The organism is Streptomyces sp. NPDC057287 (assembly GCF_042667905.1).
GTDB lineage: Bacteria > Actinomycetota > Actinomycetes > Streptomycetales > Streptomycetaceae > Streptomyces.
On the sequence record NZ_JBHUYV010000010.1, the window covers coordinates 271,010 to 294,220 of the forward strand.

Sequence of the window (23,211 nt, forward strand, 5' to 3'; positions counted from 1 at the left end):
TCTCCGCACCACATCCCGTGCCGCACCTCCCCGCGCCCGGAACCGCCCTCAGGGGGTGGTGGTCCGGCCGAGCTCCAGGACGGTGCGGGCCGCGGACTCCAGGGCGAAGGTCATCGAGCCGCCGTTGGGCTCGAACCCGGCGTGGTCCCCGGCGAAGTGGACGCGGCCCTCCGGCCTTCGGATCACCGGCAGCAGCGCGCTGTGTCCGCGCTCGGGGAGGATGTACGCCCCTTCCGCGTAGGGCCGTTCGTCCCAGCAGACCGACGCACCGGTCTCGAAGTGGTCGCGGGCCCCGGGGAGCATCCGGTCGAGTTCGGTGAGCACGAAGCTCTGGCGCTCCTCCTCCGTCATGACGGAGACCGCCCTGGCACGCCATCCCGTCATCAGGCACTCCATGATCTTCCTGGGTCCCGGCAGCTGGGGCGTCGCGTCGCGTATCCAGCGTACGGGCAGGTCGGTGGAGAAGCTGGCATTGCGCTGCGGCCAGAACTGACGGCGCATCTGCAGGTACACCCGGACCACGGACGAGTACTTCACCCGGCGCATCGCGGCGTGCTTCGCCTCGGAGAGACCCGCGTCGGTGAAGTCGATGTGCCGGATCGCGCTGAACGGGACGGTGACGACGACCCGTTCGGCTTCCGTCGTCCGCAGGCTGCCGTGGTCGAGGTAGGTCACCCGGGCCCGCTCCTCGTCCTGCTCGACGCGGACCACGGGACGGCGGTACCGGATCCTGCTCTTGAGCCGGTCCGCGAACGCCTGCGGGAACCGGTCGGTGCCGCCCTTCACCTTCGCCCAGCGAGGGTCGGCGTTGCTGAGCGAGTGCGGGCTCGCCTCGTGGCGCAGCCAGGACAGCGCGGACGCCGTCTTCAGGTCGCCTCCGCGCATCTCCAGGAACATGGGCTCCATGAGATCGATGGCCGCCTGGGAGGCCCCCCGGTCCGTGAGGACCTCGTGGACGGATCGCCGGTCGTAGGGAGCGAGCCGCTCGGTGGCCTCCCAGTCGGGGGCGCTGAGGTCGGGCTGGAGGCTGTCGCCGACGGCGGTCACGTAGCGCTTGATCATGCCCGCGACGCCGAGTTCCGCCTCGTGCGGGTGAAGTTCCAGTCCGGCTGCCGCCACGGCCTCCGGATCGGGGGTGAAGAACCGGCCCCGGGCGTAGTAGGAGAAGGTGGTGTCGAAGAGATCGGCGGTCTCCGTCTCCACGCCGAGTTCGCGCAGGTAGTGCATGGCGTAGTGGCAGTGCGGCGTCAGTGTCATCGCACCCGCCTCCGCGTGCAGCCCGTCGGCGAAGGGCGCCCGTAACGTGTAGGCGCGCCCGCCGGGCCGGGTGTCCGCTTCCAGGACCGTCACCTCGCAGTCCCGAGCGGCGAGTTCGTGGGCGACGGCCAGGCCGGCGAGGCCGGCACCGATGACGATCACGGACCGCGGGGGCCGTAGACCCGGCATGCCGCTGTCGAAGGCGCGGCGTACTTCCGTCTGCGTGGCTTCACGCATGGGCGTTCTCCGTTCCGGTCAGCCGAACAACAGTGCTCCTCGTGCTCCTGCCCCGTGTACCGGCTGCCGACCGCCTGTCCCCGCACAACACCTCTTCTATGCAGGTCAGTTGGGCGAGTGCGGGGCAGGGACGGTCACAGCGGGGTGCACGGAGGGTGTCAGGCCGACAGCGCGGGGGCGTTGGTCGCGTGAGGCGGAAAGCGCGGAGCGTTCGTCGCGTGAGGCGGACGGGCCGGGAACGACCGTCGCGTCAGGAGAGTGCGGGAATGATCGTCGAGCCGTAGGCGTCGATGGTCGCCTCCCGCGCGTCGTGCATGTTGTAGACGGCGAACTGGTCGACGCCCAGGTCCCGCAGGACCTGGAGCTTCGCGATGTGGGCCTCGGCGGGCCCCAGCAGGCAGAAGCGGTCCACGATCTCGTCGGGCACGAAGGCCGTGTCCGGGTTCCCCGCGCGGCCGTGGTGGCTGTAGTCGTATCCGGAGCGGCCCGCGATGTAGTCGGTGAGGGCTGTGGGAACCAGGCCGGAGTGCTCCCCGTACCGGGCGACCAGGTCGGCCACGTGGTTGCCGACCATGCCGCCGAACCAGCGGCACTGCTCACGGGCGTGCTCCAGGTCCTCGCCCACATAGGCGGGCGCCGCGACGCAGATGGTGACGGAGTCCGGGTCACGGCCGGCCGCTGCGGCCGCCTCGCGTACCGCTTTGACCATCCATTCGGTGAGGTACGGATCGGCCAGCTGGAGGATGAACCCGTCGGCCTTCTCCCCGGCCAGCGCGAGGGCCTTGGGTCCGTACGCGCCCATCCAGACGGGCAGCCTGCCGTCCTTCACCCAGGGGATCCGGACCGGCTGTCCGTCGACGGTCGCCTCGCGGCCCTCGGCGAGGTCCCGGATCACGTCGATGGCCTGCCCCAGCCTGGCCAGCGTGTTGGGCTTGCGCCCGGCCACCCGCATGGCGGAGTCCCCGCGCCCGATGCCGCAGACGGTGCGGTTGCCGTACATCTCGTTGAGCGTGGCGAACGTGGAGGCGGTGACCTCCCAGGTGCGGGTTCCCGGATTCGTCACCATGGGCCCGACGATCAGCCGCTCGGTGTGCTCCAGGATCCGGCTGTAGATGACGAAGGGCTCCTGCCACAGAACGGTCGAGTCGAAGGTCCAGCCGTAGCGGAAGCCGTTCCGCTCCGCGCGGCGCATGAGTCCGACGACGGCCGAGGCGGGTGGATCGGTCTGGAGGACGAGTCCAAAGTCCATGACAGATGCTCCTTGTGGAAGAACTGACACGTGGCGCGCGGGTACGGAAGCCGTGGCAGGACCGGCGGTGAGCCGTCTGCCCGTGTACGCCGGGCGGCCGGCGCGGGCAGGCAGGCAGAAGGACGGCGGCGCCGCTCCCGGAGACGTGTTCCGGCAGAGCTTTCCACATCGGGCCGCGCCCGCCCCGCTGGCGCGGCCCCTCGGGAACGCGAGTCGCGGGGGGACAATCCTGGACCCCGTCCGGGCCTTTGTGAAGAGGGAGTCTACGCGCGGAGCCCGCCCGCCCGGGGGCGTGGGCGGCTGGTTCGGGCGCGGCCGGGCGGGCTCCCGTCGACACGGCGCCACCAAGAAGACGAAATGAGGCTTTTGTCACTGAAAGGTATCGTTTTCTGGGGGTCGGTCGTCCGTGCGACTACCGCAGGGGCGGCCCCTGAGCCGACGCGGCCGACGCGTTTGAGCACATCCCCCCTCGCACCAGCGATCAGCGATTCCAGCGGAAGGATCGACATGGGCACGGTCACCACGATCGACGGCACGAGCATCTACTACAAGGACTGGGGCCCGCGCGACGCCCAGCCGGTCGTGTTCCACCACGGCTGGCCGCTCAGCGCCGACGACTGGGACAGCCAGATGCTGTTCTTCCTCGCCGAGGGCTATCGCGTCGTCGCCCACGACAGGCGGGGCCACGGGCGCTCCGGCCAGAGCTCGTCGGGGCACGACATGGACACCTACGCCGCCGACGTGACGGCGGTGGTCGAGGCGCTCGACCTGCGGGGAGCGGTGCACATCGGGCACTCCACCGGCGGTGGCGAGGTGGCCAGGTACGTCGCACGGGCCGAGCAGGGACGGGTCGCGAAGGCCGTACTCGTCAGCTCGGTGCCCCCGATCATGGTGAAGTCGGCGTCGAATCCGGGCGGCCTGCCGATCGAGGTCTTCGACGGCTTCCGCGCCTCCCTCGCCGCCAACCGCGCGCAGTTCTACATCGAGGTCCCCTCGGGCCCGTTCTACGGATTCAACCGTCCCGGTGCCGAGGTGTCGCAGGGACTGATCGACAACTGGTGGCGGCAGGGCATGCGGGGCGCGGCCAACGCCCACTACGAGTGCATCAAGGCCTTCTCGGAGACCGACTTCACCGAGGACCTCAAGAAGATCCAGGTGCCGGTCCTGGTCGCCCACGGCACCGACGACCAGATCGTGCCCTACGAGGACGCGGGGCCCCTGTCGGCGAAGCTTCTGCCGAACGGCAGGCTGAAGAGCTACGAGGGCTATCCCCACGGCATGCTCTCGACGCACCCGGAGGTCCTCAACCCGGACCTCCTGGCATTCGTGAAGGAGTAGGCCCCGCGAGGCCCCCTCACCCCGGGACGGCGCACGCGCGTCGCGCAGGTGTTCGCAGCACCCGCACGACGCGCGGTCAGGCGGCTTGGTGAAAACGGACCAGCGAGGGTGAGAGCTGCCCACGCGCGGGCCCGCCGGCCCGGCCTAGCGTGGACGGAGCGTGAATCCCCCGCCCGTCCCTCCCCTAGGACCTGTCCCATGCCCATGCAGCCCTGGTTCCCCGATGCCAAGTTGGGCGTCTTCCTCCACTACGGCATCTACGCGGTGGACGGCGTCCCCGAGTCCTGGTCGTTCTACGACGGGCGGGTGTCGCACGAGGAGTACATGCGCCAGCTGGACGGGTTCACCGCCTCCGCGTACGACCCCGGGGCCTGGGCGGAGCTCTTCGCCCGCGCCGGCGCGCGGTACGCCGTGCTGACCGCGCGCCACCATGACGGCGTCGCCCTGTGGGACACCGGTCACGGCGATCTGAGCGTCGTGCGGAACACACCCGCCGGACGCGACCTCGTGGCCGGCTACACCGAGGCGCTCCGCGCGAGGGGCCTCAAGGTCGGTCTCTACTACTCGCATTCGGACTGGAACCACCCCGACTACGCGAGTGTGGTCCACCCCGAGCCGCCGAACGAGGACGTGGCCTCCCACCCCCTCGTCACCCCGGAGGGCGGGGTCGAGGACCCGGAGGCATGGGCGCGCTACGTCGCGTACCGGAACGCCCAGGTCGGCGAGCTGGTCACCCGGTTCCGTCCCGACCTGCTGTGGTTCGACGGGGAGTGGGAGCGCAGCGAGGAACAGTGGGGCATGCGCGAGCTCGCCGGGCAGATCCTCGCCGGGAACCCGGAGACCGTCCTCAACGCGCGCATGCTCAGCCACGGCGACTACGCCACGCCCGAGCAGGGTGTGCCGCTCCTGCCGCCGGACGGGCCGTGGGAACTGTGCCTGACCGTGAACGACTCCTGGGGTTACCAGCACCAGGACCACAACCAGAAGCCGGTCCGCCAGCTGGTGCGCTACTTCACCGAGACCATCGGCATGGGCGGGAATCTGCTGCTGGCCGTCGGCCCGAAGGAGGACGGCACCATTCCGGCGGAGCAGGTCCGGCGCCTGGAGGGCCTCGGGGCCTGGATCGCCCGGCACGACCGGGCGGTGTACGGGACGGTGGCCGGCCTGCCGGCCGGGCACCACTACGGCCCCAGCACGCTCGCCGCCGACCGGCGCACGCTCTTCCTCGTCTGCTTCGACGCCCCGGCCGAATGGGTCTCGCTGCGCGGTCTGCGCAACAAGGTGGAGCGGGTGACCGTGCTGGGCACCGGCACCGAACTGCCCCATCGGGTCACCGGCGGACTTCACGACGTTCCGGGCGTGCTGTGGATCGACGCTCCGCGGGCGGCGGACGTCGACACGTGCGCGACCGTCCTGGCGGTCGAGCTGGACGGTGAGCTCGACCTCTACCGGGGTACCGGCCGGGACTGAGTCCTTCCCGGCCCCGGCCGTCCGCATTGCTCATCCGCCGGCGCGGACCGCGCGGGGGGACGCGCCCAGTTCGCGCCGGCATGCCTTGTTGAACGCCTGGAGATCGTCGATCCCGACCGCCGCCGCCACCGCCGGGATCGGCAGGGTCGACTCCCGCAGCAGGTGCCGTGCCCGCTCCATGCGCCGCTGCCGGATGTACGCCACCACGGTGGTGCCGGTCCCGGCCCGGAAGAGGCGCAGCAGATGGTTGTGCGACACGCCCGCGGCCCGGGCGACCTCGGGGACGAGGAGCCGTTCCGCGAGATGCGACTCGATGTAGGCGACAGCGGCGGCGAGCGAGGCGTGCGGACCGCTCCCGCCCCTCGTCGGCACGGCGAGTCCGGCCAGCTCCCACAACGCGGTCCAGATCTCGGCGTCCGCCCTGCGCGGCGCACGCGGTGCCACCGCGATGGCCCGCAGCAGCATGTCCGACAGGGCAGGGGTCCGCGCGCCGGCGCCCTGGACGACGGGCAGGGTGACCGGATCCCCCGTACCGGAGAGGCTCAGGTGCGCGTACAGGTGCTCGGACCGTCCGCGGTAGCGGAAGCGCACCTCGGCCCCCGGCGGGACCAGGCTCACGTGCCCCGGCCGGATGACGTGGAGCACGCCGTCGACGACCAGTTCGGCGGTGTACCGGTAGAGGTGCAGCTGCCAGAGGTCCGGGAGCCGGAACACGTCGACGGCGCTCGTCGTGCCGTGGACTCCGACACCGAGGCTGAACACCCGTGGCGGCTCGTCCAGCCGTACGGCGACGGTCCGTCCCGGGAGGCCCCAGAAGCCCCGGGTCACGTGCGGACCCCGGCAGCGGGCGGAAAACCGGGCGGGCGCGGGTGAACCACTGCCCCTCCGTCCGCAGTCCGGCTTCGCGGCGATGGACGCTAACACGTCCGACGGCGGCCCTTCGAGGGGGCCGCGGCCCCGCCCACGCAGGAGTGCCCCCGCTTCCCTCTGGCGCACGGACGCCGGGCCGGGCGACAACCCTTGACTGCCATGGGCCCGGGGGAAAGGATGCCCTCGGACCTGACAACGTTGTCACTATGCTCGGAGACCGCTCATGTCAAGCGATGCCACCCACTACGACAGGCGCACGTTCCTCCAACTCGCAGGAATCGCGAGCCTTCTGACCGTCGGCCCCCTGTCCTTCGCGGGTGAGTCGGCAGCCGCCGAGTCACCGGGTGGCGCCGTCGGCCGTCACCCTCTCGACCCCGCCCGGGACAGCGTGGCTGACACGTACTACCAGGTTCTGCTGACCCATACCCGGTGGGCGGAGACGCAGTGGGACTCCGCTCTCGGCCATTACACGGCCAAGGACTTCGGATTCGCGGTGGTACTCGGCAACGCCGTACTGCTGACCCATGGGACCTACGACTCCGAGCGTTCCGGTATCGCCGAGGACGCTCTCCTCGCCCGCACACTGGCCACCATCAAGCACTTCGCCGCCTCCAACCGCCTCGCGGGCGGCACGGAGTGGGGGCGGACCCTGTTCTTCGACACGACGTTCCAGCTGTACTTCGTGCTCGCGGCCAAACTGCTCTGGGAGCACTTGGACCCCGCGACACGGCAGAACGTCGACACGATCGTCGCGGGACAGGCCCAGTACACCGCGTCGCTGGGCAGCGGTGACGACCCCGCCTCCGGAAGCTGGACGCCCAACGGGCTCAAGGGCGGTTACGTCGGCGACACCAAGCTGGAGGAGATGGGCGTCTACGCCCAGTCGCTCGCACCCGGCCTCGCCTGGGCCACCTCCGCTCCCCGCCACGCCGACTGGGCGGCCGCCTTCGGCCGGTGGACCAGGAACGAAGCGGGGCTGCCCGCCGCGGACCTGGCCAATCCGGCCCTGGTCGACGGCGTGGCCGTGAGCGCCAACACCGCGACGAACCTGTACGACTCGTTCATCGTCGAGAACCACAACTCCTTCGGCCCGCACTACCAGGCGGAGTTGTGGCGCACCTCCGGCCGTAACGCGGCGCACTTCATCACCGCGGGGCAGCCCATGCCCGAGGTCCTGACCGCCCAGCCGAACGCGGCGCCCCTGTGGCGCACCCTCCGGATGGTCATGAGCGACGCGGGCGAGCCGCTGATGCCGATGGTGGCGGACCGCGAACACCTCTACGGACGCGATGTGATCCCGCTGGCCTTCCTGGCCCAGGTGACCGGCGACCGCTCCGCCGCCTGGGCGGAGGCGGCGATGGCGGAGCGACTGGTGCCCTACCAGGCGTACGCCCCGGCCCACCGGCTCGCGAAGTTCTCGGGTGAGGCGAAGTACGAGCCCGAGGCGCGGGCCGAGATCGCCATCAGCTATCTCCTGCACAGGTGGCGCACGGCGCACGGAGGCGTCGTGGCGCCCCTGTCCGACCAGGAGTTCTTCGCACAGGCCGCGGGAGTGAAGGACTTCGGCGAGGGCCCCGGCCTGGCGGTCCAGCAGACCTCGTCCGCCTGGGCCGCCTCGGTCAGCAAGCCGGGCTTCGTCAAGTTCGCCTGGCAACCGGCCCATGACGACTGGCTGTTCGCACTCAGCGGGAACACTCCGATGTTCCTGCCGTCCTCCGGCAGGAAGGTGCTGCGGCGTTCGGTCACGACCTACCGGAAGATACGCGACGGCTTCGACGCGACGGCCACACTGCTCCGGCTCGACTCCGGATTCGCGGGGTTCACCACCCTGCCGTCCGGCGCGGTCGTCTACGCGACCAGCGGCACGGCCGCCGGCGAGGGGCGCCTGCAGCTCCACAACCTCACCATGCCGGGACTGGCGGGCCTGGACGGCCGGCGCACGTACACCGCGGCCGAGGGCTCGGCCCAGGTGGATTCCGCGGACAGCGGCAACACCTCGGCCGGGCCGGGCCCGCGCGTCGACACACTGGCACTCCCCCGGAGCTCCCACCGTTACGTCCGGATGCAGGGAATCTCCGGCCATCCGCAGTACGGGTACTCCCTCTTCACCTTCTCCGTCCGTGACGGCGCAGAGGGCGCGGACCTCGCGCGCGGCCGTGTCGCCACCGCTTCGTCGGCGACGTCCGGCAAGGAGGCGGAACGCGCGGTGGACGGCGACGGCACGAGCCGCTGGGCCGTCGCCGTCGGCGAACGGAACCGTCAGGACAGCTGGCTGACCGTGGACCTCGGCAGCGTCACGGCGTTCGACCACGTCACCCTGGCGTGGGAGTCCGCGGCCGCGTCCGTGTACCGGGTGCAGGGCTCCGACGACGGTGAGACCTGGACCGAGCTGATCCGGTTCCCCGAGCCCGATCTCACGAGCCGTGGCGGCTGGCTCTCCGTGGACGGAAGGGCCGGGCTGGTGGTCCGGGGTGCACGGAACCCGCTGACCGTCCACGGCGACGTGGTGGTGCTGTCGGACGGGCCGGCCGAGGCCCTGACCGTGGAGGGTCATCCGTCGGGCGATCCCGCCGCGGTGCGTGCGGCAGCCGCGCTGAAGGCACCGCGCCCCGCGAATCCCGCCGTCCTCGCCAGCACCGTCGGTGGGCACCTGAGTCTGTTCAACCTCTCGCCCGACCCCGTCTCCACCGTGGTGGCCGTGGACCGGCAGGGCGCCGACCTGCACCTCTACGCCGGCTCGCAGCTCGTGACCGCCACCGGGACGGACTTCACCGCCGAGCTGGACGGAGCGACGGCCGAGATCGCCGCGGCCCGCTTCACCCTGCGCTCGGCGACGGGGGCGGCTGTCCCGGCAGGGGTCCGGGCGGAGGTGCTCGACGCCTCGGCACTGCGCTTGACCGGGCCGGCGTGCGACCTGATCGTCACCGCGGGCAACGGCCGCCGCGAGAGGGTCCGCCTGCGCCGGGGCAGGCCCGTGACACTGTCGGTGCCGGGCACCGTCGCCCACCCGCTCGCCGACGCCGCGCTCGGCTGCGACACCTTCCCCAACGGCCCCTTCCCCACGGGCATGTCGGATCCCTCGGCCGCGGTCGACGGCAACGCGCACACCTCGTGGACACCGGGGCGGGACCGCGCGCGGATGGTGGTGGATCTGGGGGCCCCGCTGCCCGTCGGGCGAGTTCTCGCGGAGTGGACCCCGGGCAGGGTTCCCGAGGCGGGCGTCGAGTTCAGCACCGACGGCATCACCTACCGGTCCGGCGGGCGCCTGCGGGTGCGTGGCGGCACCGGAAGTCTCTCCGCGCGCACCAACGCCCGCTACGTGGCGCTCGACGTATCGGGCTGGACCGGCGGGCACGCAAGGCTCAGGGCGCTGTCGGTGCTCCCCGAGTAGAACCCCCGACACCCCTCGACCGGGCGCACGCCACCCGGTCGGGGGGCGGCGGGCCCGCCGGACGGCGTATCCGGTGCGGGCCCGGCGCGCCGGCCGCTCACAGGTACTGGCACAACCCCCGCGGCACGTAGGCCCCGTGCCCCGCACGTCCCACGTACGCGCCGGCCTCGATGACCGGGACACCGCGCGACAGCACCGTCTCGACCCGCCCGGTGATCCGCCTGCCCTCGTACGCCGAGTAGTCCACGTTCATGTGGTGTGTAGCGGCGGAGATCGTCTGCTCGGCCTCGGGGTCGTACACGACGATGTCCGCGTCCGCGCCCGGCGCGATCGTCCCCTTCCTCGGGTAGAGGCCGAACATCCTCGCCGGGGCGGCGCAGGCGATCTCGATCCAGCGACGGCGGGAGATGTGCCCGTCCACCACGGCCTGGTGCAGCAGGTCCATGCGGTTCTCCACACCCGGCATGCCGTTGGGGATCTTGGAGAAGTCGCCGATGCCCATGTCCTTCTGGCCCTTGAAGCAGAACGGGCAGTGGTCCGTGGAGACGACCTGGAGGTCGTTGGTCCGCAGCCCACGCCACAGGGCAGCCTGGTGTTCTTTCGGCCGGAGCGGAGTCGAACAGACGTACTTGGCACCTTCGAAGTCCGGCTCGGCCAGGTTGTCGGTGGACAGGAAGAGGTACTGCGGGCAGGTCTCACCGAAGACGGGCAGACCCTCGTCGCGGGCCCTCGTCAGCTCCGCCAGGGCTTCCCGCGCGGAGACGTGCACGACGTAGACGGGCGAACCGGCGACCTGGCTCAGCCGGATGACGCGGTGCGTCGCCTCGGCCTCCAGGAGGGCCTTCCGGACCTCCCCGTGGTAGCGCGGGTCGCGTTCCCCCCGCGCGAGGGCCTGTTCCACGAGGACGTCGATGGCGATGCCGTTCTCCGCGTGCATCATGATCAGACCGCCGTTGGTGCCGGCCCGCTGCATGGCACGGAGGATCTGACCGTCGTCCGAATAGAACACACCGGGATACGCGGTGAAGAGCTTGAACGAGGTCACGCCGGCCTCGATCAGCCTGTCCATCTGCTTGAGGGACGACTCGTTCACGTCGGACATGATCATGTGGAAGCCGTAGTCGATGGCACAGGTGCCGTCGGCCTTCTCGTGCCACGTGTCGAGCCCTTCCCGGAGCGAGCCGCCCTTCGGCTGGATGGCGAAGTCGACGATCGTCGTGGTGCCTCCCCACGCGGCCGCCCGGGTTCCCGTCTCGAAGGTGTCGGCGGACAGGGTGCCGCCGAAGGGCATCTCCATGTGCGTGTGACCGTCCACCCCGCCCGGGATGACGTATTTCCCCCGGGCGTCGATGACCCGGTCGGCCGTCCATCCGTGACTGCCGGGGGTGGCCAGGGCGACGACCTGGCTCTCGTCGACGAGCACGTCCACGTGGAGTTCGTCGGAGGCGGTGATGACCAGACCACCGGTGATCAGAGTGCGTGCCACAGCTCAGCTCCATTCGCTTCGGATCGAGGGTTCCCGGCCGGCGTGGGCCCGCGTTTCAGATCGCGGCCCGGAGGGCCTCGCCCAGGATCTCCGCGCCCGCCTCCGCCTCCGCGACGGTCAGCGAGAGCGGAGGCGCGATCCTCAGCACACTGGTGTTGTGGCCGCCGCCCTTACCGATGAGCAGCCCGCCCTCGCGAGCCGCTTCGAGCACGGCCGCCGCGGCGTCCGGATCGGCCTCGTCCGTGCCGGGCTTGACCAGTTCGATCCCGATCATGAGCCCCCTGCCGCGCACCTCCCGCACCGCCTCGGAGCTCGCGCCGACCGCGCGGAGCCGCTCGATGAGCAGCCCGCCGACCCGGCGGGCGTTGCCCTGGAGGTCGTGCTCCAGCAGGTACGAGAGGTTGGCGAGCCCGGCGGCCATGGTGACCGGGGACCCGCCGAACGTGGAGATGGAGTTGGCGTCCAGGCAGTTCATGACATCGGCGCGGGCGACGACGCCGCCGATGGACATGCCGTTGCCGATGCCCTTGGCGAAGGTGAGGATGTCCGGCGGCCCGCTCGAAGCGTGTGCCTGCCAGCCCCAGAAGTGGTCGCCCGTACGTCCCCAGCCGGTCTGCACCTCGTCGGAGATCCAGAGGATGCCGTGCCGGTCGAGGACCTCACGGAAGGCCGCGTACAGCCCGTCGGGCGGTGCGGTGAAGCCGCCGACGCCCTGGATCGGCTCGGCGATCAGCGCGGCGGCTCCCCTGGTGTGCCCGAGCAGGTCTTCCAGATCCGAGACGCACGCCTTGATGAACCGCTCGTCGCTGAGCTCCGCGTACGGTCCGCGGCTGCGGACCCCGCCATGGACGTACAGCGTCTGCAGCGGTGACAGACTCGTCGTCGACCAGGCCCTGTTGCCGGTGATCGACACCGCCGAGAACGACCTGCCGTGGTAGCTGTTGCGCATCGCCAGGATCTGGTTCGACCCGCGGTGGGCGGTGGCGAGCAGCAGGGCCGCGTCGTTGGCCTCGGTGCCCGAGGTGGTGAAGAAGACCCTGGCGTCCGGGATGCCGGAGAGCGCCGCGACCCGCTCGGCGAGCTCGACCATCGGGCGGTTCAGGTAGAGGGTCGAGGAGTGGATGAGCCGGGCGGCCTGCTCGGAGACGGCCTTGGTCACCTCGGGCAGGGCGTGCGCGGTCATCGTGGTGAGGATGCCGCCGAAGAAGTCGAGGTAGCGGTTCCCGTCCGCGTCCCAGACGTGGCGGCCCTCGCCGTGGGTGAGCTCCAGGGGGTGCCGGTAGTAGAGCGCCAGCCACTCGGGGCTGACGGCCAGGTGCCGCTCGTGGAGTCCGGTCACGGCTCCACCAGCCCGTCGTAGGCGTCCGGCCGGCGGTCCCGGTAGAACGCCCATTGCTGACGGACCTCCTCGATGAGGCCGAAGTCGAGGTCGCGCACGACGAGTTCCTCCTCCTTGTCGCTCGCCACGTCACCGACGAACTGACCGCGCGGATCGACGAAGTAGCTCGTGCCGTAGAAGTCGTTGTCGCCGTACTCCTCCTGGCCGACGCGGTTGATCGCGGCGACGAAGTACTCGTTGGCGACGGCGGACGCGGGCTGCTCCAGCTGCCACAGGTGGCCGGAGAGCCCTCTCGACGTGGCGGACGGGTTGTACACCAACTGAGCCCCGTTGAGGCCGAGTTGACGCCACCCCTCCGGGAAGTGACGGTCGTAGCAGATGTACACGCCCACCTTGCCGACCGCGGTGTCGAAGACCGGCCAGCCGGCGTTGCCCGGCTTGAAGTAGTACTTCTCCCAGAAGCCCTTGACCTGGGGGATGTGGTGCTTGCGATACTTGCCGAGGTAGGAGCCGTCGGCGTCGATCACGGCCGCGGTGTTGTAGTAGAAGCCGGACTGTTCGAGCTCGAAGACCGGCACGACGATCACCATGCCCGTCTCGCGGGCCAGGTCCCGCATCCGCAGGACCGTCGGCCCGTCCGGGACGGGTTCGGCCCAGCGGTAGTGCTCGGGCTCCTGGACCTGGCAGAAGTAGGGGGCGTTGAACACCTCCTGGAAGCCGATGATCTTCGCGCCCTGCCGGGCGGCCTCGCGGGCGTGTTCCTCATGCTTGGCGATCATGGATTCGGTGTCGCCGGTCCAGGTCGCCTGGACGAGTGCGGCGCGTACGACGTGGGACATGAGCTGCTCCTTCGACGCGGCGTCAGAGAGCCTCTACGTTCTCTACGCCCGTAGACACGGTGCATAGGAGGAGAACGTAAGCCCCGTCACACAACGGGGCAAGACCATCGCCGTGAACCGGCGGAGTCGATCATGTTTCACACCCGAGCGGTCCATATGCGTCCGGAGGCCGGACATCCAGCGCGCGCAGGGTCCCGTACGCCGCCTGGACGAAGGGTGCGAGCGGGGTGGGAGCCGTGTTCGTCAGGGCGACGAGTCCCGTGCCGGAGGCCGGGAGGAACCCCGTGAAGGCGGTGAATCCACGGGTGCCCCCGGCGTGGTGCAGCAGCGCGCCGTCCGGGCGTGGGCGGAGGTTCCAGATGAGGCAGAGCCGCGCCCCGGTCCTCGGCACGCTCAGCCGGGGCCGCTGGACCTCCGTCAGCGCGGTGCGCAGCGCGCGGTCCGGCACGGAGCCGGGGTCGAGCAGGGCGCCGACGAGGTGCAGCAGATCGCGGGCGCTGGAGCGCACCGCGCCGGCGGCGACCAGCCCCGGCATCCGCAGCGCCGGTCGGGGGCGGCCGTGCCAGTGCCCGGTGATCTGGGGGGCGTTGGCGTCACAGTCGGTGCGGGACAGCCCGAGCGGGACGGTGATCCGGTCGGCCAGCAGAGCGGGGTAGTCGCCGCCGGTGCCGCCCGCCGCTCTGGCGAGGACGTGGCCCAGCAGTGCCCCGCCGAAGTTGGAGTAGAGCACCCGGGTGCCGGGCCGGTGGCGCAGCCGGGTGCGGCGCAGCGAGGCGAGCAGGTCGTCCTCGGAGAACCCCGCGTACGGGTTGCTGAGCCAGCCGCTGCGGACCGCCCTGGACAGCAGCCCCGGAGGCAGCCGGGGCAGGCCGGAGGTGTGGGTGGCCAGGTGGAGCAGGGTGAGCGGCGGCCCGGGCAGCCTGAAGGGGAGGTAGCGGTCGGCGCGGTCGCCGTAGCCGACCTCACCGCGTGCGGCCAGCTCGGCGAGCAGCAGGGCGGTGAAGGTCTTCGTCAGCGAACCGGTCTCGAATCTGCTGTCCTCACCGACCGGGCCGCGGCAGAGCACCGCACGCTCGGCGCCCCGCACCGCGGCGACCGCCGCCACCGGGCCCTCGGCTGCCGCCAGCAGAGGGCGCAGGCGGTCGGCCAGCGGCGGTCCCGTCACGCCTTCACCCCTGCCCAGCCGCCCGGGCGAGCGCGATCGACCCGGCGACGGCTGCGACGACGACCGTGTGCTGATGGTCCGTGAACCGCTGCTGGGGGTCGTCGTCCACGGGGTCGCTGTCCCGGGGGACGAGTCCGTCCTCGTGCTGGAGCGCGGCGAGGGCCTCCCAGTCCTCCGGCCGGCAGTACGGGTCCTCGATCGAGGCCCCCACGACGAGGAGTTCCGTCACGAGGTCCCACTGGCCCACCTCCCGCCAGACGTCGATCCACACGGGGAGCCAGGTGCGTACGTAGTCGGCGAGCTCGGGCGGAAGTCCGCCCGGGTTCCCGCCCCAGTCGGTGAGGTGGAAGACCGTGTGGGTCATGGCGTAGGCCGTGATCCAGTTGATGGCCCACGGCTCCGGCCGCGCACCGAGCCAGGTGGCGGCCGCCAGGGCGTTCAGGTCCTCGGTGTGGTCCAGGCCGGCGACACGGGCGGCGTTGGCGACGGCGAGCCGCCGGTTCGGCAGCACCTCGACGCTGCCGACCGACCGCATACGGGACCGGTGTGCGAGGAGCCGGTCGAGCTCCGCGTGCCGGTAGCCGCAGCGCACGAAGGGGGCGTACATCTCCAGCGGGTCCGTCATCAGCGTGTGGCGGAGCTGGCGTTCGTAGATCATGTCGCCGTGCCGGAACTGCTCCCAGGTGAAGTCCATCAGGCTCTGGGCGGCGGCCAGGCGTCCTGGCCCGGCGACGCCGTCCCGCAGGATGAGGGAGGCCGCGAGCGTGGTCTCCCCCAGGGGTTTGTAGACGCTGTCGGGGTCGGCCATCGTCTCGGTGGTGCCGGGCGGAAGACCGCCCAGGTCCCGGTTGGCGTGCAGCCACGAGAGGGCACGGTCCGCCATGCTGCGGGCCGCCCGGGTGACCGGCTCGGGGATCGTCGTCATGTGCGTGCCGCCTTAGGGGCCGTACCCGGCCGCTGTTCGAGGAAGTGGCGTGCGATCGCCAGGTCGAGGGCGGCGCGCGGGCCCGCCCCGCCCACGAGGTGCACGTGCTCCACGACGATGTCCGGGTCCAGGGGCAGGGCGGCGCCCTCGTGCCGCAGCCAGGCCAGCCAGCGGACGAGGCGTCCGGCGGTGGGGAAGTCACGGCGCAGGATCGACCGGCTGACTCCCCGGCCAAGCGGAAGGGCCCCGCTCCGGGCGGCCTCGTGCACCGGGCCGTCGAGACCGATCGTGGCCAGGGGTGCGAGCTGGGCCATCCGGACGGACCAGGCGCTCCATTCCCCGGTGCCGGCGAGCGCGTCTCCGGCCGGCTCGGGGGCGAGCTCGCGCATGGTCCCGTCACCGGAGAGCCGGGCGAGCAGGACCGCGGTCGCGTGGTCGCGCCGGGCGACCGTCGCCTCCTCCGCGGTGTCGGACGCGGGGAAGGCGTCGAAAGCCTTGACGACGACGGCCGCGTCCTGCGGATCGAACGCCTGGCCTGCCAGGAGGTGTGGGCTGAAGACGTCGGCCCCCAGGACCCGGACGGCGGCCAGCGCCGCGAGGGTGTCGGGGGCGTCGTCGACGAACCGCGCCAGCTGCACAGCGCCCCCGGTGCCGACGAGGGCACCGAGGACACTTGCTGCCAGGGCGTCGGCCGCCTCGGCGAATGCGGAGTGGGAACTCACTTGCCCCGGGGCTCCTTCGGCTCCTTGGGAGACAGGAGGAGGAGTGCGAGCAGGAAGCCCGCGGCCTCGGGGGTGTAGAGCGGGGCGTCGCTGACGACCGCCTCGGGCTCCGCCATCAGGGCGCTGAGCGTGGTGGTCTGCGCCGGGGTCGCTGTGAGAGTGATCTCCTGGGTAAGCATGGTGCCTCCACATCACTGGGGGGACATGTACCACTTGTGTGGTTATGCCTCGACCGACCCTAAAGGGTCGGCCGGAAATTCTCTCCGCAAGTCCGTGTGGACTGGCCCTGTGCATGGGCCACAGGACCCGGAGAGCGGGCGGACGGCACCCTGACCCACCCACCCCGGCGTGCACCGCAGAAAGGGACGGGCGCCGTAAGACCCGCCCAGGAGCGCACGCCGGCCCGCGGCCTCCGGACAGCGTCGGTCGAGGCGGACCTCCACGAACCGACAGGGCGTGGAGGCCGGCCGCTGCACCACCCCGCGCACGGATCACTCCACCGGGCCGGACGCCCCCGCGGGGCGCGCAGATGGACACCAAGTCGGCCTGAAATGAGGCTGGTTCATGCGAGGGGCGCCCTTGCTGCCCCGAGACCGGGGAGAGTGATGGGCGAGAACCGGATCCGCCCGGTGGATCCGGCGGACGCAGGTCACCGCAGGACCTCCCCGCGACCCGGGACCGTGATGGGAAGTTGTTCGGATTTCCGGTCAACCAGACCAATCCGTACGGCTGTTGGATCCGAACCGGTGGTGGGTCGGCATCATTCCGGCGCGGTTGCCGGACCTCCTCGGCACCGGAGTGACGTGGATCCGGCAGTGGACGGGCCCTGCGGGCATGCGGTCCGGCAGGCCGACAGAAGTGGAGACATACGTGGGCATAGGCAGTGCACCAGCGAACGACGTACGGGAACACCGCAAGAAACGGGCCTTGGCCACCACGGGTGAAGGCGTCACGGGCGAAAGCGTCACGGGCGAAAGCGTCACGGGCGAAAGCGTCACGGGCGAAAGCGTCATGGGTGAAGGAAGCGCGGGCGGAGGGCCGGCAGCCGAAACGAGGACGGACGCAGGGCCCGCGGTCGATGGAAGCACGGGCACGGGGCCCGCGGCCGAAGGGCCCACGGACGTGCTCCGCACCGCGAGCCCCACGGCCGGCGGAGGCCGGAGGAACGTCAAGGACTCTCCACCGCACGGTGGGACATCGGCCGGCAGCCGGCCCGCCCCCCGCGCTCCCGCCCCGTCCAGCGGGCCCGTCTTCGTCGACCTGACCGGACGGCGCAGCCGCACCTGGCGCCGGGTGGGAACCATCGCCGCGCTCTGCTGTGCCTGCTACGCCGCGACTCTGGTCGCCACGCTGATCGGGAGCGATTCCAGCGCACCCTTTCTGCGGCTGCCCCGGGCCATGGGCCTGGACCACGAATCAGGACCGCGGCCGACGCCGACCCCGGACGGCGGCCGGTCGGCCTCCCCGGCCGCCGAGACGTCCGACGGGCTGCCGGGCCCCGGAGCGCTCCCCGCAGTCGGGCCGTCCGGGGGCGCCGCCCCTGAACCCCTCCGCGCCTCCCCCGGCCCGCCCCACATCCCCGCGGTGGACGCCGCGCCCGCTGCCACACCCCCCAGGGCCCCGGTATCCGGCACCTCCGGGCAGCCCACCCAGGGCGCGGGCGGCGGCGGTTCCTCCGCGGCAGAGCCCTCCACCCCTCCGAAGGCAAGCACCGGACCGGAGACGCCTGCCGACGGCAGTGACGGCGCCCAGGACCCGGAGCACGAGGGGGCGTCCCCGAGCGGCGGCCTCCTCGGGGACCTGGTCGGGGGTCTGCTCGGCGGTCTCCTGGGCGGACGCTGACCGGTCGTCCCGCGCCCCCACCGGTCGGCCCGCACCGCACCGGCCCGCCAGGTACGCGCAGCACCCACGGCGCGTCCGGCCGGGCCGGTGCCGTGCGGGCGGCGTGTCTACGGCGCCGAGATCCCCGCCACCCGGAGCGCGTGGACCAGGTCCCACTCCCGGGCCGCGGACACCTCGCGTGCCGCGGCGAGCAGTTGGGGCACGAGGTGGCGGGGCCCTCCCTGAGCGATGCGAGCCGCGTCCTGCGGAGTCCGAACACGGACGAAGGCGCCCAGCAGCGCCCGTGCCTCCGGCTCCAGTCCCGCACGGTCGAGGGCGACGACCGCATCGGCGATCTCACCGGCGGGCCGGGCCACCCCCTGGCGGAGCAGTTGCCCGCAGTCGTCCGCGCGGCCCGCGGCGGCCAGCGCACCTGCGGCGGCGGCGAGTTCGGCGGGCGGCAGGGAGGACACCTCCCACAGCAGGGTCGCCCAGTCGGCGGCAAGACCGGCCCCGTGAAGGGCCACGGCGAGGACCGGCAGGTGGTCCGCGGGCCGGCCTGCGGCCTCGCAGAGCACGACGTGCGCCTCACCGGTGCGGCCCTCCGCGCGCAGCCGCACCAGCACCGCCACCGTGTCCTCGGCAGCCCGGCGTGCGGCGGGATCGGTCTCCGCCGCGGCCCGCGGAACCCGCGCCGGGCCGTCCTCGGCCCGTACGCCGCCGAAGCGGGCGCCGCGCGGAGCGGCGACAGCCGACGACGGGGCCGGCAGCACGGGTGCGGTCGGCGGCAACGGGTTCGCGTCAGCCTCGTCCGCGCTGTCCAGGCCGGCGAAGCGCGCTCCACGCGCCTTCCTTCGCTTGGGAGCGGCGGAGGACGTGCCACGCGCCTCGCCCGGGCCGAGGCGTACGCCGGCGGATTCCGATTCGGCCGGGCGGCGCGGCGCGGGAACCGACGGTCCGGCGCCCGCCGGCGCACTCCCCTCCTCCTGGGGCCGGAACCAGCCCTCCGGCGCCATCCCCTCGACCGCCGCCAGCCGGTCGCGCAGCTCCGCGCACCGGGCGGTGGCCCGGGTGTGGTCGTCCCGCGCCCAGGCCAGGGCATCCGTCTCCCCGCCCGGCGTGCCACCCCCGCCCTCACCGGCGGCCCGCATCCGGCGAGCCGCGTAGGACTGTTCCTGGAGCATCACGCCCAGCCGGTCGACGAGTGCCTGCCGCCCGCCCGGGCGGGCGTCGTGCGCGGCCGCCGAAGCGGCGCACAGCGCGGCGGCCCTTATGGATTCCCGCGCGGCGAACGCTGTGCCACGCACCGCGGCGAGGTCCTGGAGCAGCGACTCGACCACGTCCCAGGGCGGCACCTCGGCGCCGTCGAAGCAGGCGCGCATGCCCTCGGGGTCGCGTGCGCGGAAGACCCCGTACCAACCCCGCCCGGGATCGAGCAGGGCAGCCAGGTCTCGTAGGTACTGCGCGAACGCCCTTACTTCCGGAGCATGCTGATCCACTGTCACCGTCGCCTCACCGGTCGCCCGGGACTGGGACATTCCAGTCCGCCGGGCATTGGACCGCAGGCGTGTTACGTACGGACTACGCGGGCTTTTCCGGCGTGGTGCGGCCGGAGTGCGCCCTCCCGGGCGCACCCCGTCAGAGAGTGACGGCGATCCCCGTGTGGGGCCGCTTCCCGAGCCGTACGACCATGGCGGGCCAGTCCACGAGCCAGAACTTCCACGTGTACTTGCGGGCGAGCACCTTGCGCACCGCGACGGTCCCGTCGCGGTCGAGCAGCCGGGCCGTCCCCTCGGCACTCGGCGCCCCCTCGTCGATCCGGCCGCGGACGTCGCAGACGGTGACGCGGACCCGACTGTCGTTGCGCAGCCGCTTCACCTTCCAGGAGTCCGACCGGGTCCAGACGTACAGCACGTCGCCGTCGGCCGCGGCCCAGACAGGCGTGGCGACGGGCGTGCCGTCCTTCCGGTACGTGGTCAGGCTGACGTACTCACTGCGGGCGAAATCCTGGAGAGTCACGGGCGCGACCCTACTCGGCCCGTGCCGTGGGCGGGAGCTCGCCCCGTGCCGGCCATCGAGCCGGAGCCGACCGCGGGGGCCAGGACGGATCCGGCCCGGACCGGACGACCGGATCCTCCGGACGAGTGACGGCAGCCGGGACCCGCACGCCGAGGCAGCCGGCTCACCGGACCGCGGTGGCTGCCGCCTCCTTCGGCCCCCGCATCGCGACCCCGCTCCGACGGCCCCGCCCCGCGTCAGCCTCCCGCGAGGAACTTCCGGGCCAGTGCCTCGCCTTCCGCGACGGCGGCCGCGTGGTCCTCGATGGGAGACACCTCGGAGTTCCGGAAGAGGATGTAGGTGACACCTGACGCCGCCCCGCCCGTCCTGGGGTCGGGGTCGATCCCGAGCGCTCGGGCCGTCGCGTAGGACGCCTCCCCGATGATCCCCGTGGGGCCCGTGTCCCCGACCACGGCGTACTCGACCTTCCCCCCGTGGATGACCGCGGCCACGCTCCCTCCCTTGATACCGGACCCGGCGTACTTCCAGATCGGCCCGGGGCCCGGCACGACGATGTACGGCAGCTTGCCGGCGTCCAGGTGCTTGCCGGCCGACGTCTGGAACGCCGTCTGCGGCTGGAAGGACGGATCGGTCTTCTTGTTGCAGACGGCGGTGGTCCTCCCGTCGCAGTCGATGTCCATGTCCGCCTTCCAGAACACGGCTTCCCCGGTCCCGCACACGGGGATGTCCGCCGGGGTGCCCTGGTCCGTCCGGTACATCCCGTGGGAGATCCGGTTGCAGGTCTCCACGTGCGCCAGGAGCTCGGCGGCGCCGACCGCGACCTCGGCCGGGCCGCCGGCGGAGGACTCGGCCGACGCGGGAAGGGCCGCGGCGGCGAGGACGGCGGCGCCTGAGGCCGCGGCTAGGGCGAGCGTTCGGGTACGCACCGTGGGGATGCCCTTTCACTGGACGCGGAGGGCCCTGACGGACCCTCCCTTGCCGATGCGGCCGTACCGCGTCACGGCCAGGGGCCGGCACGACGCGTGGGAGCGTCGTACCGGCCCCGAGGCCCGTGCACGCGGCGAACCGTCAGGAACGGCCGCTCGGATGCACCACCATGGCCGAGCCACCTCCCCGCCGCACCTTTTCGGCAGCCGCGAGCCAGCGTCCGCCGGGCAGTCGCTGGACGCCGGTGGCGGCCCCGATCTCGGGGTTCGCCTTGAACACGTGCCCGAGGGCTTCCAGCTGCCCGCGCACCGGGCTGTCCCACAGCCCCGGCTCGATCTCGGTCGTGGCCGAGTTGCGCTGGCTGGCGCGCGGCGCGGCGATCGCGTCGACCAGCGGCAGCCCTCGGTCCAGGTGCCCGGTCAGCGACTGCAGGACGGTGGTGATGATGGTGGCGCCGCCCGGCGATCCGAGCGCCAGGACGGGCTTCCCGTGCTCCAGCACGATGGTCGGCGAGATCGACGACCGCGGGCGCTTGGCCGGGCCGGGCAGGTTCGGATCGTGCACCGCCGGGTTCGCCGGTGCGAAGGAGAAGTCGGTCAGCTCGTTGTTGAGCAGGAATCCCCGGCCCGGCACCGTGATGCCGCTGCCGCCCGTCGACTCGATCGTCAGGGTGTACGCGACGACGTTGCCCCACTTGTCGGCGGTGGTCAGGTGCGTCGTGTTCTCACCCTCGTACGTCGTCGGGGCGGCCTTGCCCGCGGTGGCGCAGCGGGCCGGGTCGCGCGGGTCGCCGGGGGCGAGCGGGCTGGTGAGCACCGCGTCGTCCTTGATGAGGCACTCACGCGAGTCGGCGAAGCGCTGGCTGAGCAGCTCCCGCGTCGGCACGTCCTCGAACGCCGGGTCGCCGACCCAGCGCCCCCGGTCGGCGAACGCGATCCGGCTCGCCTCGATGAGGCGGTGCAGGTACTGCGTGCCGCTCGCCTTCGAGAGGTCCGTCGACTCGAGGATGTTGAGGGCCTCACCCACACTCGTGCCCCCGGACGAGGACGGTGCGATGCCGTACACGTCGAGGCCCCGGTAGCCGGTCCTCGTCGGGGCCCGGCCGAGCGCACGGTACGCCTTCAGGTCCGCGGCCGTCAGGTCTCCGGGGCGCACCACGCGCGTGGCCGCCGGGTCGACGGGCGGCTTCCGTACCGTCGAGACGATGTCCCTCGCCAGGTCGCCCCGGTACAGCTCGTCGATCCCCTCGCGGCCGAGCGTCCTGTACGTACGGGCGAGGTCGGGATTCTTGAACACCGATCCCGTCACCGGCAACTGACCGCCCGGGAGGAAGAGTTCGGACGTGGCGGGGAAGTCGGCGAACCGGGCCTGGTTGGACGCGGTCTGGGAGCGGAAGGTCTCGTCGACGACGAAGCCGTCACGGGCCAGCCGCTCAGCCGGTTCGAGCAGCCGTGCCAGCGGCTTGCTGCCCCAGGCGTCGAGCGCCTTCTCCCAGGTGGCGGGCGTGCCGGGGGTCCCGACCCCCAGACCGCTGGTGACGGCGTCGTTGAACGCGATCGGCTTCCCGTTCTCCAGGAAGAGCGAGGAGTCCGCGCTGCGCGGTGCGGTCTCGCGCCCGTCGACGGTCTGTACCCTGCCCGTCCTGGCGTCGTAGTGCACGAAGTACCCGCCGCCCCCGATTCCCGCCGAGTACGGCTCGGTGACTCCCAGCGCGGCGGCGGTGGCGACTGCCGCGTCAACGGCGTTGCCTCCCTTGCGGAGGACCTCGATCCCGGCCGCCGAGGCGTCCGCGTCGACGCTCGACACGGCTCCCCCGTATCCCACCGCCACCGGCGACTTGGGGGGTGGCACGGGCGGTGCCGAGGCCGCGGGGGCCGCGGCACCGAGCGAGCCGATGACGGCGATCACGATTGGGAACGACACATTCCGGCCGACGGAACGACGCATCCGTACCTCCAGTGAAGGATCGTCCGCGCAGGGTAACGCCGCACCGGCCGCACCGTCAGGACCGCCTCGGCCAGCGGTCCGTACGGACCGCTGATATGCCCGCTCATGAATGACGACGTACGCACCATCGTGCTCGGTCTCACAGTGCCGGGATCAGCGCCGCCCTGGGCCGGGTCCGCCCGTACGCGCCTCTGGCGCCGCAGACTCCG

The 23,211-nt window shown here is 72.2% G+C and carries 18 protein-coding genes; 4 read left to right on the forward strand and 14 right to left on the reverse strand.

The genetic code is table 11. The annotated features are described in order from the left end of the window. Positions 1–48 precede the first annotated feature (48 nt). On the reverse strand, positions 49–1,494 hold the full coding sequence (locus tag ACFUNE_RS21370; RefSeq protein WP_383570137.1) for a flavin monoamine oxidase family protein: 1,446 nt from the start codon (positions 1,492–1,494) through the stop codon (positions 49–51). Positions 1,495–1,744: 250 nt separating this feature from the next. Then, positions 1,745–2,743 (reverse strand): TIGR03842 family LLM class F420-dependent oxidoreductase, encoded by a 999-nt coding sequence (locus ACFUNE_RS21375; RefSeq protein WP_383570140.1) that lies wholly within the window; start codon positions 2,741–2,743, stop codon positions 1,745–1,747. Between the two features lie 507 nt (positions 2,744–3,250). On the opposite strand from ACFUNE_RS21375, the gene ACFUNE_RS21380 reads away from it, so the two are divergent. Together ACFUNE_RS21380 and ACFUNE_RS21385 are read left to right on the forward strand one after the other, a co-directional pair. After that, a complete protein-coding gene (locus ACFUNE_RS21380) occupies positions 3,251–4,081 on the forward strand; it encodes an alpha/beta fold hydrolase (protein ID WP_383570143.1) in 831 nt (276 codons plus the stop codon). Positions 4,082–4,279: 198 nt separating this feature from the next. Then, positions 4,280–5,551: an alpha-L-fucosidase gene (locus tag ACFUNE_RS21385; RefSeq protein ID WP_383570146.1), complete on the forward strand. Its 1,272-nt coding sequence runs from the start codon at positions 4,280–4,282 to the stop codon at positions 5,549–5,551. A gap of 30 nt (positions 5,552–5,581) precedes the next feature. On the opposite strand, the gene ACFUNE_RS21390 is transcribed toward ACFUNE_RS21385, so the two are convergent. Continuing rightward, positions 5,582–6,379, reverse strand: a complete 798-nt coding sequence (locus tag ACFUNE_RS21390; protein WP_383570149.1) for a helix-turn-helix domain-containing protein — start codon at positions 6,377–6,379, stop codon at positions 5,582–5,584. A 265-nt stretch (positions 6,380–6,644) separates the two neighbouring features. On the opposite strand from ACFUNE_RS21390, the gene ACFUNE_RS21395 reads away from it, so the two are divergent. Continuing rightward, positions 6,645–9,812 carry a discoidin domain-containing protein gene (locus ACFUNE_RS21395; protein ID WP_383570152.1) on the forward strand — a complete coding sequence of 1,056 codons (3,168 nt, stop codon included), beginning with the start codon at positions 6,645–6,647 and terminating at the stop codon, positions 9,810–9,812. A 97-nt stretch (positions 9,813–9,909) separates the two neighbouring features. Here the strand turns inward: ACFUNE_RS21395 and hydA are convergent, their stop codons facing one another. The 7 genes from hydA to ACFUNE_RS21430 all read right to left on the reverse strand — a co-directional run bounded on the left by hydA (position 9,910) and on the right by ACFUNE_RS21430 (position 16,467). Continuing rightward, positions 9,910–11,298, reverse strand: a complete 1,389-nt coding sequence (gene hydA / locus ACFUNE_RS21400) for a dihydropyrimidinase (protein WP_383570155.1) — start codon at positions 11,296–11,298, stop codon at positions 9,910–9,912. A gap of 55 nt (positions 11,299–11,353) precedes the next feature. Next, a complete protein-coding gene (locus tag ACFUNE_RS21405; protein WP_383570157.1) occupies positions 11,354–12,637 on the reverse strand; it encodes an aspartate aminotransferase family protein in 1,284 nt (427 codons plus the stop codon). Beyond that, positions 12,634–13,476 carry a nitrilase-related carbon-nitrogen hydrolase gene (locus ACFUNE_RS21410; RefSeq protein WP_383570160.1) on the reverse strand — a complete coding sequence of 281 codons (843 nt, stop codon included), beginning with the start codon at positions 13,474–13,476 and terminating at the stop codon, positions 12,634–12,636. The genes ACFUNE_RS21405 and ACFUNE_RS21410 overlap by 4 nt, the downstream gene beginning before the upstream one ends. Before the next feature lie 130 nt (positions 13,477–13,606). Next, entirely contained in the window at positions 13,607–14,641 is a 1,035-nt protein-coding gene (locus ACFUNE_RS21415) for a serine hydrolase domain-containing protein (RefSeq protein WP_383570163.1), read from the reverse strand. Positions 14,642–14,645: 4 nt separating this feature from the next. Then, positions 14,646–15,566, reverse strand: coding sequence for a DUF6895 family protein (locus tag ACFUNE_RS21420; protein WP_383570166.1), 921 nt, complete (start codon positions 15,564–15,566; stop codon positions 14,646–14,648). Further along, positions 15,563–16,288, reverse strand: a complete 726-nt coding sequence (locus ACFUNE_RS21425) for a hypothetical protein (protein WP_383570169.1) — start codon at positions 16,286–16,288, stop codon at positions 15,563–15,565. The genes ACFUNE_RS21420 and ACFUNE_RS21425 overlap by 4 nt, the downstream gene beginning before the upstream one ends. Next, the gene (locus ACFUNE_RS21430) at positions 16,285–16,467 is read right to left on the reverse strand and encodes a hypothetical protein (RefSeq protein ID WP_376379219.1); all 183 of its coding nucleotides are present in this window, start codon (positions 16,465–16,467) and stop codon (positions 16,285–16,287) included. Before ACFUNE_RS21430 ends, ACFUNE_RS21425 begins: the two co-directional genes overlap by 4 nt. A gap of 943 nt (positions 16,468–17,410) precedes the next feature. Here ACFUNE_RS21430 and ACFUNE_RS21435 point away from each other — a divergent pair. Next, complete coding sequence (locus ACFUNE_RS21435) at positions 17,411–18,130, forward strand: hypothetical protein (protein ID WP_383570172.1); 720 nt, start codon at positions 17,411–17,413, stop codon at positions 18,128–18,130. 107 nt (positions 18,131–18,237) lie between these two features. Here ACFUNE_RS21435 and ACFUNE_RS21440 read toward each other — a convergent pair whose 3' ends face one another. The 4 genes from ACFUNE_RS21440 to ggt form a co-directional block, all read right to left on the reverse strand. Continuing rightward, a complete protein-coding gene (locus tag ACFUNE_RS21440) occupies positions 18,238–19,614 on the reverse strand; it encodes a hypothetical protein (protein ID WP_383570175.1) in 1,377 nt (458 codons plus the stop codon). Positions 19,615–19,747: 133 nt separating this feature from the next. Beyond that, positions 19,748–20,128: a PPOX class F420-dependent oxidoreductase gene (locus ACFUNE_RS21445; RefSeq protein ID WP_383570178.1), complete on the reverse strand. Its 381-nt coding sequence runs from the start codon at positions 20,126–20,128 to the stop codon at positions 19,748–19,750. 236 nt (positions 20,129–20,364) lie between these two features. Further along, the gene (locus tag ACFUNE_RS21450; RefSeq protein ID WP_383570181.1) at positions 20,365–21,054 is read right to left on the reverse strand and encodes a glycoside hydrolase family 75 protein; all 690 of its coding nucleotides are present in this window, start codon (positions 21,052–21,054) and stop codon (positions 20,365–20,367) included. Between the two features lie 142 nt (positions 21,055–21,196). Further along, positions 21,197–23,002 carry a gamma-glutamyltransferase gene (ggt, locus tag ACFUNE_RS21455; RefSeq protein ID WP_383570184.1) on the reverse strand — a complete coding sequence of 602 codons (1,806 nt, stop codon included), beginning with the start codon at positions 23,000–23,002 and terminating at the stop codon, positions 21,197–21,199. Positions 23,003–23,211: the final 209 nt, after the last annotated feature.

Bases quoted from the DNA above. Each gene is read 5' to 3' on its own strand.
- ACFUNE_RS21410 (WP_383570160.1), bottom strand. From the start codon at position 13,476: ATGTCCCACGTCGTACGCGCCGCACTCGTCCAGGCGACCTGGACCGGC.
- ACFUNE_RS21385 (WP_383570146.1), top strand. From the start codon at position 4,280: ATGCCCATGCAGCCCTGGTTCCCCGATGCCAAGTTGGGCGTCTTCCTC.
- ACFUNE_RS21430 (WP_376379219.1), bottom strand. From the start codon at position 16,467: ATGCTTACCCAGGAGATCACTCTCACAGCGACCCCGGCGCAGACCACC.
- ACFUNE_RS21420 (WP_383570166.1), bottom strand. From the start codon at position 15,566: ATGACGACGATCCCCGAGCCGGTCACCCGGGCGGCCCGCAGCATGGCG.
- ggt (WP_383570184.1), bottom strand. From the start codon at position 23,002: ATGCGTCGTTCCGTCGGCCGGAATGTGTCGTTCCCAATCGTGATCGCC.
- ACFUNE_RS21375 (WP_383570140.1), bottom strand. From the start codon at position 2,743: ATGGACTTTGGACTCGTCCTCCAGACCGATCCACCCGCCTCGGCCGTC.
- ACFUNE_RS21370 (WP_383570137.1), bottom strand. From the start codon at position 1,494: ATGCGTGAAGCCACGCAGACGGAAGTACGCCGCGCCTTCGACAGCGGC.
- ACFUNE_RS21395 (WP_383570152.1), top strand. From the start codon at position 6,645: ATGTCAAGCGATGCCACCCACTACGACAGGCGCACGTTCCTCCAACTC.
- ACFUNE_RS21380 (WP_383570143.1), top strand. From the start codon at position 3,251: ATGGGCACGGTCACCACGATCGACGGCACGAGCATCTACTACAAGGAC.